The 12,667-nt window shown below is 67.7% G+C and carries 14 protein-coding genes; 5 read left to right on the forward strand and 9 right to left on the reverse strand.

All coding sequences use genetic code 11. From position 1 onward, the window contains the following. Positions 1–346: 346 nt before the first annotated feature. Positions 347–1,084 carry an SDR family NAD(P)-dependent oxidoreductase gene (locus ACIBL3_RS17050; protein ID WP_396354333.1) on the reverse strand — a complete coding sequence of 246 codons (738 nt, stop codon included), beginning with the start codon at positions 1,082–1,084 and terminating at the stop codon, positions 347–349. A 327-nt stretch (positions 1,085–1,411) separates the two neighbouring features. On the opposite strand from ACIBL3_RS17050, the gene ACIBL3_RS17055 reads away from it, so the two are divergent. After that, positions 1,412–2,656, forward strand: coding sequence for an MFS transporter (locus ACIBL3_RS17055; protein WP_396354334.1), 1,245 nt, complete (start codon positions 1,412–1,414; stop codon positions 2,654–2,656). Here ACIBL3_RS17055 and ACIBL3_RS17060 read toward each other — a convergent pair. The 7 genes from ACIBL3_RS17060 to ACIBL3_RS17090 all read right to left on the reverse strand — a co-directional run bounded on the left by ACIBL3_RS17060 (position 2,640) and on the right by ACIBL3_RS17090 (position 7,526). Next, positions 2,640–3,632, reverse strand: a complete 993-nt coding sequence (locus ACIBL3_RS17060; RefSeq protein ID WP_396354335.1) for a TerC/Alx family metal homeostasis membrane protein — start codon at positions 3,630–3,632, stop codon at positions 2,640–2,642. The two genes, ACIBL3_RS17055 and ACIBL3_RS17060, sit on opposite strands and share 17 nt — an antisense overlap. Positions 3,633–4,351: 719 nt before the next feature. Beyond that, positions 4,352–4,789 (reverse strand): VOC family protein, encoded by a 438-nt coding sequence (locus ACIBL3_RS17065; protein ID WP_396354336.1) that lies wholly within the window; start codon positions 4,787–4,789, stop codon positions 4,352–4,354. A gap of 77 nt (positions 4,790–4,866) precedes the next feature. Further along, positions 4,867–5,478, reverse strand: coding sequence for a hypothetical protein (locus tag ACIBL3_RS17070; protein ID WP_396354337.1), 612 nt, complete (start codon positions 5,476–5,478; stop codon positions 4,867–4,869). 32 nt (positions 5,479–5,510) lie between these two features. Further along, on the reverse strand, positions 5,511–6,176 hold the full coding sequence (locus ACIBL3_RS17075) for a dihydrofolate reductase family protein (protein WP_396354338.1): 666 nt from the start codon (positions 6,174–6,176) through the stop codon (positions 5,511–5,513). Further along, positions 6,176–6,682 carry an SRPBCC family protein gene (locus ACIBL3_RS17080; RefSeq protein ID WP_396354339.1) on the reverse strand — a complete coding sequence of 169 codons (507 nt, stop codon included), beginning with the start codon at positions 6,680–6,682 and terminating at the stop codon, positions 6,176–6,178. The genes ACIBL3_RS17075 and ACIBL3_RS17080 overlap by 1 nt, the downstream gene beginning before the upstream one ends. Positions 6,683–6,685: 3 nt before the next feature. Further along, on the reverse strand, positions 6,686–7,027 hold the full coding sequence (locus tag ACIBL3_RS17085) for an ArsR/SmtB family transcription factor (protein ID WP_396354340.1): 342 nt from the start codon (positions 7,025–7,027) through the stop codon (positions 6,686–6,688). Positions 7,028–7,103: 76 nt separating this feature from the next. After that, a complete protein-coding gene (locus ACIBL3_RS17090) occupies positions 7,104–7,526 on the reverse strand; it encodes an SRPBCC family protein (protein WP_396354341.1) in 423 nt (140 codons plus the stop codon). Positions 7,527–7,996: 470 nt separating this feature from the next. Here ACIBL3_RS17090 and ACIBL3_RS17095 point away from each other — a divergent pair, with 470 nt between their 5' ends. The 4 genes from ACIBL3_RS17095 to ACIBL3_RS17110 all read left to right on the forward strand — a co-directional run bounded on the left by ACIBL3_RS17095 (position 7,997) and on the right by ACIBL3_RS17110 (position 11,755). Further along, the gene (locus tag ACIBL3_RS17095) at positions 7,997–8,230 is read left to right on the forward strand and encodes a septal ring lytic transglycosylase RlpA family protein (protein ID WP_396354342.1); all 234 of its coding nucleotides are present in this window, start codon (positions 7,997–7,999) and stop codon (positions 8,228–8,230) included. 15 nt (positions 8,231–8,245) lie between these two features. Then, positions 8,246–8,848, forward strand: coding sequence for a cell wall protein (locus ACIBL3_RS17100; protein ID WP_396354343.1), 603 nt, complete (start codon positions 8,246–8,248; stop codon positions 8,846–8,848). Positions 8,849–8,861: 13 nt separating this feature from the next. Continuing rightward, a complete protein-coding gene (locus ACIBL3_RS17105) occupies positions 8,862–9,686 on the forward strand; it encodes a MauE/DoxX family redox-associated membrane protein (RefSeq protein WP_396354344.1) in 825 nt (274 codons plus the stop codon). Between the two features lie 71 nt (positions 9,687–9,757). Continuing rightward, a complete protein-coding gene (locus ACIBL3_RS17110) occupies positions 9,758–11,755 on the forward strand; it encodes a PQQ-dependent sugar dehydrogenase (protein ID WP_396354345.1) in 1,998 nt (665 codons plus the stop codon). 46 nt (positions 11,756–11,801) lie between these two features. Here ACIBL3_RS17110 and ACIBL3_RS17115 read toward each other — a convergent pair whose 3' ends face one another. Next, positions 11,802–12,659 carry a haloalkane dehalogenase gene (locus ACIBL3_RS17115; protein WP_396354346.1) on the reverse strand — a complete coding sequence of 286 codons (858 nt, stop codon included), beginning with the start codon at positions 12,657–12,659 and terminating at the stop codon, positions 11,802–11,804. Positions 12,660–12,667: the final 8 nt, after the last annotated feature.

Raw genomic sequence — 12,667 nt, forward strand, 5'->3', positions numbered from 1 at the left:
TCCAACCCGATATCCGATAGGATCCCGGGCTCTACTTCCGGGAGGATGACACAGAACCCGGTGCAGCGGAAGAGCCTCGCCCGGCCCGAGACCAGATGTTGACCGAACCCCTGAAACCCCTTGTTCATAAGGGATTCCGCGAGTTGCTCCTAGCAACCAATAGCCGGGAAACGCGAACTGATCCGATGGCCTCGCCACCGGATCCGGGCACACCACAGTCCAGCCCGAAGTCGCTCTGAGCCACCGACTTCGGACCGGTTCCTATTTTATTTCCTCTGTGAACTATGTCGCAGTCAACCCGCCGCCGGCCGGTGCTGTCAAGCCCCGGCCGGCGGCGGCAAGTGGGCTAGTCCACGATTGCGCCGCAGGAGAGGTTGAGTACGGCGCCGGTCATCGGCCCGGCGTGGTCCGAGGCGGCGAAGGCGGCGGTGGCGCCGACTTCGGCCATCCGGGGCAGGCGGCGCAGTGCGGTGCCCTTGAGCAGGTGGTCGAGGCCGCCCTCGGGGATGTTCCACTCCGGATGCGTGTCCGGCGTGAAGTTCGGGCGGAGGGCGACGACGCGGACGCCGTACTGGCCGACCTCGCCGGCCATTGCCCGGGTGAGGCACTCGATGGACGCGCAGGCCAGGCTGAAGCCGCCCATCTCGAAGTCGGCGCCGGACTCGCGGGCGGCCGACGACGACAGCATCATGATCACGCCGCCGCGCTGCGCGATCATCCGGCGGGCGGCCGCGGTCGCGGTGATGAAGTTGGTCCGCGCGGCATCCTCGACCGGGCGGACGAAGTCGTCCACCGAGAGGTCGACGAGCGGTACGTCCTGCTTCTCCCGGACACTGACCGCGTTGAACACGATGTCGATCCGGCCCTCGATCGACGCGACGTGCTCGTTGACCGCGTCCGCGTCGTACGCGTCGACGACGCTGACCGAGGCGGCGTCGATCTCGGCGGCGACCTTCTCCAGCTTGTCCAGGGTCCGCCCGGCCAGGTGCACGCCGGCACCCTCGGCGGCGAAGGCCCGGGCGATCGCGCCGCCCATCGCGCCGCCACCGCCGTACACGATCGCGGTCTTGTTCTCGAGCAACATGGTGACTTCCTCTCGTCGGGGTCTACACCAGCGACGGAGCCAGCACCGGATTCTCGACATCGGGCGCGAAAAAACCTGACCCGACCATCACGGGGGAACGGCCGGGCCAGGCACTTCGATGGTACCTCCGATCACCAGCGGTGGCCGGATAATTCACGGGCGGACTCGCCGGATCTTCCCTACCCTGGCACCATGCAACGTCGCTCCTGAAAGCGCACCTCCGCCGCTCGCCCACCGGGTGGGCCGCCGTCGTGCGTCACGTCAAGCGTTTGACCTATCAGCGTCACGCTTCGTCATGCCCGCACACGCTTTCGGGAGTCACCCGCGATGCCTGCCTACCGCTCGGCCGACCCGGTCCGGACGTACTACGCGTACAACGGAGCCTGGGCGTTCTTCGGCGCGCTCACGTTCACGCTCAGCATGGTGTACTACGTCCGCGACGCCGGCCTGAACCCGCTCCAGATGGTTCTGGTCGGGACCACTCTGGAGCTCGCCTGCTTCCTTTTCGAGGTGCCGACCGGCATCGTCGCCGACCTGTACAGCCGCCGGCTGTCGATCATCATCGGTTTCGTCCTGATCGGGTCCGGCTTCCTGTTGCAGGGGCTGGTGCCGTCGTTCCTCGCGATCCTGGCCGCCCAGGTGCTCTGGGGTGTCGGCTACACCTTCACTTCCGGCGCGGACCAGGCCTGGATCACCGACGAGATCGGCGCCGACCGGACCGCCCACGTGTTCGTCCGCGGCCAGCAGGTCGGCCTGGTCGCGACCATCGCCGGCACGGTCAGCGCCGGCGCGCTCGGCCTGATCAGTCTGCCGTTGCCGATGACGCTGTCCGGCGTCGGGATGATTCTGCTCGCGCTGTCGCTGGCGGTGTTCATGCGTGAGGACAACTTCCACCGGACACCGAAGGCCGAGCGCGAGACGTTTCGGCAGCTGGCCGAGACGCTCAAGCACGGACTCGGGGTGGCTCGGCGGCGACCCGTCGTACGCACGCTGGTCCTGATCAGCCTGATCTCCGGGCTGTCCAGCGAGGCGTTCGACCGATTGTGGTCGGTGAAGATCCTGGAGTTCAGCTTCCCGACGGTCTTCGGCACGTCGGATCCGGCGTTCTGGTTCACGGTACTCGCCCTGGTCGGCACCTTGCTGTCGCTCGTCACGTCGGTGACGTTGAACAGGCTCACGCCGCAGCGGTTGAGCGCCACGCACCCGAACGGCGTACTCGCGTTGCTCGCGCTCCTGCAGGTCGTCGGCGTGATCGCCTTCGCGCTGCTCGATCACCTCTGGCTGGCGCTGGCCGCGATGTGGTTGCGCACCATCACCGACACGCTCGCCGCCCCGATCGAGGCCGCCTGGCTGAACCGCCACGTCGACTCCCGGTCCCGGGCGACGGTGATCTCGATGGTGTCTCAGGCCAACGCGATCGGCCAGGTCGTCGGCGGTCCGCCGCTCGGCGCCGTGGGCCGTACGTCGTTGCGCTCCGCCCTCCTCGCGTCCGGCCTGCTCCTCACCCCGATCCCGGCGCTTTACCTCCGGCTGCGCGCGGACCGCCGTACCGAGGTCACTCGTCGATCCTGATCTTGACCTCGACGCGGCGGCGGTCGTACGACGACTTGACCAGGCTTGCGACCGTGGTGACGAACAGGGTGCCGGCGATGAAGCCGAGCGAGGTGAGGATGCCGATGTGCGGCAGGTGGATCGCGCCGATGTCGTCGATGTGCGAGCCGTGCAGCGCCTCGATGATCAGCTTCACGCCGATGAACGCGAGAATCACCGACAGGCCGACATTCAGGTAGATGACCCGCTCCAGCAGCCCGCCGATCAGGAAGTACAGCTGACGCAGCCCCATCAGCGCGAACGCGTTGGCGGTCAGCACGATGTAGGCGTCCTGGGTGAGCCCGAAGATCGCCGGGATCGAGTCGAGTGCGAAGATCACGTTCGCCATCCCGATCGCGGAGATCACGATCACCAGCGGCGTCACCATCCGGCGGCCGTCGACGCGGGTCGTCAGCTTGGCGCCGTCGTATTCGTGCGACAGCGGGAGGATCCGGCGCATCCCCCGCAGTACGGCGTTCTCCTGGAAGTCAGACTCGTCGCCGTCACCCTCGAGCGCCAGCCGGACCGCGGTGTACACCAGGAACGCGCCGAAGAGGTAGAACACCCAGCTCGCCGCCGCGATCGCCGCCGCCCCGGCCAGGATGAACACCGCCCGCAGCACCATCGACACCACGATGCCGATGTACAGCACCTTGTCCTGCGCCAGCCCCGGTACGGCGAACCGCGCCATGATGATGACGAACACGAACAGGTTGTCGACGCTCAGGCTGTACTCGGTGATGTACCCGGCCACGAACTCGCCACCGGTCGTCCCCGCGCCCGGACTGAACAGGAACAGCCCGACCGCGAACAACGCCGCCAGCCCCACGTAGAACAGCACCCACCGGGTCGCGTCCTTGATCGTCACGGTGTGATCGCGCCTCGCGATGACGATCAGGTCGAACGCGACGATCGCCAGCAACCCGGCGATCGTGAGTACCCAGACGACAGGGGGCATGACAGAAACCACGACGAACCTCCGGACGACGGCGTGCAGCTTGGCCGTGTCTCCTGGTCCCGTGCAGTCGCGAGCAGGTGCTCGGTGCGGTGCCTCGGTGTGCTGGAGCGGAGGTCTCGATGCGGAGCATCGTGGCCTTCGCGCCAGTGCAGCGAGGTGCCGTGCCGAGTGCCGCGCAGCACGCACGGGACCAGGAGACACGGCCCTGGTCCGGAGGTCTCTTCCGCCCGGACAGGTGTCCAGGCCGGCAGCACCGGTTCGGCCGCCCAGGCCTCCCGTGATGACGACACTGCCGCTACGGACCGCCCCGCGGCCCGAGAGGAATACTCCCCTCCACAAACTCTTCAACTATATCCAGCACCAATGGATCCTCCGCATCGTATACCGCATACAGCCTCCACCGCCACCACACGCGCTCAGTCGCCCCCTCGCCGCCTGCTACGCCCGCTCCTGCGTCGCGAGCTACGCCGCCAGCCCCACCCACCCTCCCTGCGCTCGCACCGCTCGCTAGCACGCTCGCACTGCTCGCGATCGACCGCGAGGTGGTTGCGGTCTGGCGTGGATGGTCAAGGTGGAGGTGGTTGCGTTTGGATGCTTGCCATCGAATGCGGCGGTGCCGGCGTGGGGTGGTCACCACCGCGCCGAGGCCACCCCACTCGGCCTGCCTCTCGGTCTGCCGACGGGATGTGGTTGCCGTCCCATCCCATTCGTGCTGGCTCTCAGGTGAGTTCTTCGGAGAGGGAGATGATGATGTTTTCGGGGCCACGGAGGTAGCAGAGGCGGTAGGTGTTCTCGTACTCGGCGATCTGGCCAACGAGCTCGGCGCCGTGGGGGCGGAGGCGGGCGACAACCTCCTCGATGTCGTCGACGGTGAACATGATGCGGCGGAGGCCGAGTGCGTTCGCCGGCGCGCTCGGTTCGGCCGTGGTGGCGACTGGGTTGTTGAACTTCGTCAGCTCGAGCTGCCCGTGGCCGCCCGGAGTTCGCAGGAAGGCGACCTCGCACCGGACCTCGTCGAGCCCGACCACGTCATCCAGCCAGGATCCTTCGATCGCACCTTCGCCCACCAACTCCATCCCCAGCTCGAGGAAGAACGCGATGGCGGCCGCAAGGTCGTCGACGATGACGCCGACGTGGTCCATTCGCTTGATCGTCACAGTGCTACTCCTCGTCAGGTTCAGTCGCATCTACCGTTGAGACGAAGCCGCGAGCCGTCCCTCGACATCCACTGGCGCTAGTAGCAAGACCACTCGGACATTCCCACCGCCGTTCCCAGCAGAACCTGCACCTCGTCAGGCAGACAGTCGGCGGCCAGCGCCATCGCGGTGAGTCTGGCGTGCCCTTCGAGTACGACGATCGGCTGCTGACCACCCGCCCGCACGCAGATGATCGGCTGCCACGTGACTCCTCGACGGAGGGCATCCGCGAGAGCGAGAAAGTGCCCGGTGGACATGCGACCGAAGACCAAACCCCCGCTGCGGATGAACCGGGCAGCGTCGGTTGGTAGCCGGGTTCCATCGGTCAGCGCGGTCCAGTAGCCGTAGTCGATGTAGCGCACGTCGAGCAGCTCGGCCGGCGAGAGAGCTACCCACCGCCAGCTGACCCCGTCCGGGAAGCCCGTGAACAGCTCGCGATCCTGCCGGTAGCCGCGGAAGTCCCCGAGAACCTGACGCCGCACATCGTTCTCGTCAGCGTCAGCCAGGTTCGCTTCCGTGAGAAGCGTCGCCGATTGCCCCAGTTCCGCCAGTACTCGCGCAAGGTCCGCCCCGAACCGCTCCGAGCTCAGTTCGCCGAGCAGAAACGTCGCAACCATCTCGTCGTCCGAGCTCGCCCCGATGATCCGCATCTGCCTCCATCTACGCACTGAGGTCGAGGTAGTTACCGCTCCCGGACCGCGTAGGTCAGGTGCGTCACCCTCGGGGTCGGCTCCGCGCGTACCGGCTCCAGGGCCACGCGGCTCGCGTCCACGCCCTCGAACAGGCGGACCCCGGAGCCGAACAGCACGGGTGAGAGCGCGATCGAGAACTCGTCGACCAGGCCGGCATTCACGTACTCCAGAATCGTCGCACCGCCGCCCGCGATGCGGACGTCCCGGTCGCCGGCGGCCACGCGGGCCTGGTCGAGCGCGGTCTCAATGCCGTCGTTGACGAAGTGGAAGGTCGTGCCGCCGGGCCGCTCCCAGGGGTCACGCTTCTCGTGCGTCACGACGAACACCGGCGTGTGGAACGGCGCCTCTTCCGGCCACGCCAGCGCGCCGCCCTCGAACATCCGCTTGCCCATCACACTCGCGCCGGTGCGCTCGAACGTCTCCCGCGCGATGTCGTTGTCGCGCCCTTCCTCGCCGCCCTCGCCGAGCTTCAGGTTCTCCCGGAAGAACCGCAACGGGAAAACCCACTGCTGCAGCTCCATCCACTGCGCCATCCAGCGCTGCACGCCCGGGTCATCCTGCTTCCCGGGCACGAAGAGGTCCTCAACGGGCACGGGCTCGGGCGCGACGTAGCCGTCCAGCGACATCGACACGCTGAAGAACACCTTTCCGGCCATCAGCCGTCAACTCCCTTCCGAACGTTCTCGGTGACATAGGCAGCCAGGTTGTTCAGGGTCTGCCGGCCACCCTCGATCGCGTGGTACTTCTCGACCGCCTCGTCGCGCAGCTCCTTGGAGGGGAACACCGTGCGCATCTCGATCCGGGTCGCCGCGCCGTCGTACTCGAACGTGAGGACCGACTCGAACGCGTTCGGGTCGTCGCGGGACTCACCGTGCCGCAGCGCGATCCGCTCCGGCGGGGCGAGCTCGGTCCAGGAGATCCACTCCTGGTAGTCCGTCCCGTCCGGTCCGTGCATCACGAAGTCCCACTCCCCGCCGACGCGGAACTCGAACGCCCGCGTGCTGGTGGTGAACCCCTCCGGCCCCCACCACTGCGACAGATGCCTGACCTCAGTGAACGCCTCGAACACCAACTCCCGCGGAGCGTCGATGACCCGCGAGATCACTATCTCCCGGTCGGCCGTCGCCGGCTCCGCCCGCATTTCCTGCCTTGCCCCTGCCATCGATCACTCCTCTTGTCTTGCCTGCTTGAGGTCCTGCACGAACGCGTCGAGCCGGTCGAAGCTCTCGTTCCAGAACCGCTCGAACCCGCCGGTCCACTCATGGACCAGTCGCAGCTCGCGGGCATCCAGGCCGTACAGACGCTGCTTGCCTGCCTTGCGATCCCGCACCAACCCGACCTCCCTGAGCACCCGCAGGTGTTTGGACGCCCCCGGTTGGGTCATCCCCAACTCCCGGGCCACCTCGGTCACCGGCCGCTCCCCCGCCCGCAGCAGCACCAGGATGTCCCGGCGCTGCGGCTCGGCGATCGCGTTGAAGACGTCCGACGTTGTTGCTGCTCGCGCCATGCCAGCCATCATATGCCCATATCGGCATGCGTCAAGCCAGGCGGAGGGCCGGATCCGAGTTCGCTTCACTGGGTGGCTACGCCGCCTCGGCTGCCGACTTGATCGAGGTGGCCTCTGTTTCGACGTACTGCTTGGTCAGCGACCGCGTCATCAGCCAACCGACCCTGGACAGCGGACCGGACACGCTCACGGAGAGGGTGAGCCGGCTCCCGTCGGGGTGCGGCTCGACGACATGCGCGGCAGTGACCGTGACGCCGGGCGACTTCGACTCCCAGGTGTACGACGACCCGTCGACCAGTTCGGTCACCGTCCACACCGCCGTGGGCAGCCGCGGCTGCTGCAACCGAGTCCGGGAGCCGACGGCCAGCGGCCCGGCATCGAGACGCTCGACGGCATCAACCGTCGGAATGCGCTCAGGCCAACGCTCGACCTCAACAACCACCGCCCACACCCGCCCAGGCGGGGCCGCAATAGCAACGCTGCGCCGCAGTCCCGGCATCCACCCAGCGTACGACGCGCTGCGAGAGCCGCCCGTGCACGGAACCGTCGCACGCGGCACGCTCGCGTGACTCCTTGCCGGTCACCGGTTGGTCAGAAGCGTCACCGGCTGACCAAGTTGCCCAAGGCCCCGCACTTGCGCCCCATCCGGCAGATCAACCTCCAACGGGTGAGCCTTTCGATCGGGGTGAAAAAGTTTCCGTTTCGGGTTTGAAGTCTGTGAGATTCCGGGCGATCGCGGTACAAAGAATTCAGAAGGTCTGTCCGCCCCTAGACCTGGAGGAATTTGTCATGGCCGGAATCAACGGCGAAGTCTCATGGTTCTGTTGCGGAAACGCGTGGGGACCCTGTGCGAGCACCGGACGTGGTGCTTGCGGAACCTGTCACTCGGGGAACTTCCAGCATGCGTGGCCGAACACGTCGGACGCGTGCTACTCCATCACCCGGCCGGATCGGTGCGGGATCACCGGGATGTCCCGGCGTACCTGCGGGTTCCGGCATTCCACGACCAACCTGTGCAACGGCAAGCGGGTGGTCACGTCGATCGCGGACTGTGGTCCGCAGACCGACCTGTTCTGTGGTGAGCGTGCCTGCTGCGGTGGGACGTGCGCCTCCAACCGGATCATCGACCTCACTCCGGCCGCGTTCTCCGCGATCGCGAGCCTGAGCGCCGGTCTGGTCCCTTGCACCGTCGACGTCGGCTGAGAGGAGTGAGCTGAAATGGCTACCACGATGGACCGCCGGTCCCTGCTCACTCGCGCCGCGCTCGGCGCTACCGGCCTGGTCGCCGCCAGCGCCATGGGTTCACTGGCCCCGGAGACCGCGTTCGCCGCGGCCACGCAGTACCCGGACTCCGGTCAGCCGGACCCGAACTTCGCCGAAGGCCTGATCATGGGCCGCAACCAGGATCTCCTGCAGGTGCAGGGATCTGACGGCAGGCTCCACCGGATCCAGCTCACCGGCGTCACCAGCGTCTGGAAGCTGAGGCCGACCACCCTGGACCAGGTTCAGGTCGGGGACGGCCTGTACGCCCGCGGCGTGCTGATGCCGGACGGGGTTCTCGCCGCCGAGTCGGTGTGGGTCAACATCGTCAACCTGACCGTGAGCATCAACTCGATCGGGCGTAGCGCGCTGCACCTCGACCACCATGGACAGAAGGTCGTGGGGCACGTGCAGCCGGGACTCACCGCAGCCGTCTACAACGGGACGCCGGCGGTGTCGGACCTGTCGATGCTCAAGGCTGGCCGGCACGCGCAGGTGATCGGCGCCTGGCGGCCGGGGACCAACGAGATCGACATCGCGACCATCTACGCGTCGAACTGACCGGGAGGCCGCGATGTTCGCACAACAGGTGGCGGCTGCCCAGCCGCTGCTCATCGGGTTGCTCCTGCTCTGGTCGTCGTACAGCAAGTTCGGCAAGGACAGCGCAGAGCAGGCGAAGCGTACGGCGTTGCCGCAACTCGTCGGCGAGGACCGTACGGCGACGGCGTATCGCGCGGTCGGAGTCGTCGAGGCGGTGATCGCACTAGCCTTGCTCGCGCCGCCCGTAGCGACCGTCGAGGCAATCGCGGCCGCGACGCTGGCGACCGGCTTCACCGGGTACCTGATCTACGCCAAGATCGTCGTCCCGGAGGCGTCCTGCGGTTGCATGGGCGCGTCGGCGAAACCCATCGGCTACAGAGCGATCGCCCGAGCGTTGTTGCTACTGGCAACCGCCGTGGCGGCGACGACGGCAAGCACCGGATGGTGGTCAGCAGGAGCACTGATCCTGATCCCGGAGGCGGCGCTGTTCGTGATGCTGTCTGCCGAGCTGGATCGGTACTGGCTGCTGCCGTTGCGCCGGCTGCGGCTGCGGATCACGCATCCGCTCAGCGGCACCGCGACGGACGGCGTACCGCTGGCGGCGACTCAGCGGCGGCTGATCCTCAGTCCGGCGTACCGTTCGGTCAACGGGCTGCTGCGGTCCGACATCCGCGACTACTGGGACGACGAGGACTGGCGGTTCGTCAGTTATTCCGCCAGGTACGACGGCCGGCCGGCGACTGCCGTGTTCGCCGTACCACATCACGACTCCACGCCGGAGTCGATCCGGGTCGCGGTCGTCGACGAGACGTCCGGTTTGACCCTCTACCGGCCGACGGACTTGGCCACAACCGGCTGAGCAACAACCCAGGAAGCCCTCGCGGATCGGATCCGCGAGGGCTTCGTGCTGTTGACACCCGGTGCGCGCCGGTGCTCGCCGCCGCATCACCACCGCCCGCCACCGCGGCGCCGACCGACTACCAGGCCGAGAACGCAACGATCTCGCAAGGCGTGGTCGAGTCCAACCACGCCGGCTACACCGGCACCGGCTTCATCAACTACGACAACGTCGTCGGCAGCTACGTCGAGTGGACCGTGTCCGCACCGGCGGGCCCAGCCGACGTCACGCTGCGATATGCCACCGGTACGACGGCCGCCCGCCCGATGGACTTCACGGTCAACGGGGTCGCCGGCGCGGTCGGGATCACCTTCCCGGGCACCGGCGCCTGGACCACCTGGCAGACCAAGACCGTCCGGCTCCAACTCGTTGCCGGGACCAACACGATCCGGGCTCGCGCCACCACCGCGGACGGCTGCCCGAACGCGGACAAGCTGACCGTCTCCCTCACCACCGACGACACCGAGCCGCCGGCGCCGCCGAGCAACCTTGCCGTCAGCAACATCAAGTCGAACGCGGCGACGTTCACCTGGTCGGCCGCGACCGACAACGTCGGCGTCGTCCGGTACGAGATCAACCGCGGCGGCAACGTCCTGAAGGTGGTCGACGGCAACACGCTGACGGCGACCGTGGACACGCTGACGGCCAACACGGCCTACGACATCTCGGTCGGCGCGTTCGATGCCGCGGGCAACGCTTCGCAGCAGAGCAACGTGGTCACCTTCACCACTCCCCCTAGCGGCGACACGCAACCGCCGACCGCGCCGGGCAACCTGCGCTCCACCGGCGTCACCGCGAACAGCGTCTCGCTTGCCTGGAACGCGTCCACCGACAACAGCGGCAGCATCGCCGGGTACGACGTCTACCAAGGCGCGACCAAGGTCTCGTCCACCAACTCATTGACCGCGACAGTGACCAACTTGGCGCCGAACACGGAGTACACGTTCACCGTGAAGGCACGTGATCCAGACGGCAACGCGTCCGCGGCGAGCAACGCCGTGACGGTTCGTACGTCGACCGGCGGCGCCGGCGGCATCCCGGCGTACGACCGGGACATCGCCAAGGTGGACCTCGGCTGGAGTGTCGCGTTCCTGCCGGACGGGTCCGCTCTGGTCACCGAGCGAGATCGGTTCGAGGTCCTGCGGGTGACGTCGACCGGGCAGAAGACCACGCTCGGCAAGGTGCCCGGCGCCGTCACGACGACCGGCGAAGGCGGGCTGCTCGGCCTCGCGCTGTCACCGAACTTCGCGACCGACCACTGGGTGTACTTCTTCCACACCGCCGCGAACGACAACCGGATCGTGCGGATGAAGTACGAGAACGGCCTCCTCGGTACGACGTCGGAGCCGGTGCTGACCGGGCTGGCGAAGAACCGCTACCACAACGGCGGGCGGATCCGGTTCGGTCCGGACGGCAAGCTCTACGCGACCGTCGGCGACGCGAAGAACTCCGCCAACTCGCAGAACCGGAGCTCGCTCAACGGCAAGATCCTGCGGCTGAACCCGGACGGCACCCCGCCGGGCGACAACCCGTTCTTCAGCACCGGCGGCAACGCCCGCTACGTGTGGAGCCTCGGGCACCGCAACCCGCAAGGCCTCGCCTGGGACTCGCGCGGGCAGCTGTGGGCCGCCGAGTTCGGTGAGAACAGCCAGGACGAGCTCAACCTGATCCAGAAGGGCGGCAACTACGGCTGGCCCGCCTGCGAGGGGACCATCGGCGACTGCGGCGGCTACATCCCGCCGAAGCGCACCTGGTCCACCGCCCAAGCCGGACCGAGCGGAGTCGAGATCGTCAACGACTGGATCTACATCGCCGGTGTCACCGGCCAGCAGTTGTGGGTGACGCAGATCAACTCGTCCGGCACCGGCGTCGGCACCCCGCAAGCCGTCTTCTCCGGCCGGTGGGGTCGCCTGCGCAGCATCACCCGGACGCCCGACGGCGGCCTCTGGCTCACGTCCACCAACAACGACAAGAACGGCGGCACCCCGACCGTCATCGACAACGTCATCGTCCGGCTGAAGTTCTCCTGACCGCGCGGCCGCCGGCTCCCAGCCCTGGGCGGGGAGCCGGCGCCGTTCACCGCAGTGCGTGCCGGTCGATCCAGGACGCGATCTCAGTGCCGATCTCCTTGGGACGATCCTCCTGCGCGTGGTGACCGGCCTCCCCGCAGTGGACGGTTTCGAGCGCTGCGATATTCGAAGCACACCACTCGGCCACCGCGGGCCCGATCAGCAACGTGGGCGATCCCTCGAACGTCAGCAACAGCTTCGGTACGTCGGCACTGGCCGCGAGCCAGCCGTCGTACGCCTCGATCCGGGTCACCAACTCGGCCGGATCACCACCCAGCGGGAGCTGGCGCGCCCACGCGAGAATCGGACGCCGGCTCTGCGGGGTCGGGTACGGCGCCAGGTACGACGCGAGCTCGTCGTCGCCGACCGGGTGGAGCACGCCGGCGGTGAACGCCTGCCGGACGAACAGGTTCTGCTCGAGCACCAGGTCCTCACCGATGCCGGGTGTGCGGATCCGCTCGGACCGCTCTCGCGCCTGCGGAGTCAGGTCCTCCCACGCCATCGGCTTCACGATGCTCTCGAAGAACGCGATCCCGAGGACCCGTTCGGGATGCCGCGCCGCCCAGTCGAACGCGAGCGCGCCACCCCAGTCGTGACCGACCAGAATCACCCGGTCGAGCCCCAACGCGTCGAACCAGGCATCGAGGTAGCGGGCATGGTCGGCGAACGCGTAGCCGACCTCCGGCTTGCCGGACTGCCCCATGCCGATCAGGTCGGGGGCGAGGAACCGGCCCTTGCCGACGTACGGGATGACGTTGCGCCAGATCCGCGACGAGGCCGGATTGCCGTGCAGGAAGACGATCGGCGTCCCGCTGCCGGTGTCTTCGTAGTGGATGGTGGAGTCGAGTACGTCGATCGTAGGCATGGCGGACC

The organism is Kribbella sp. NPDC050124 (assembly GCF_044460355.1).
In the GTDB taxonomy this organism is placed as follows: Bacteria; Actinomycetota; Actinomycetes; order Propionibacteriales; family Kribbellaceae; genus Kribbella.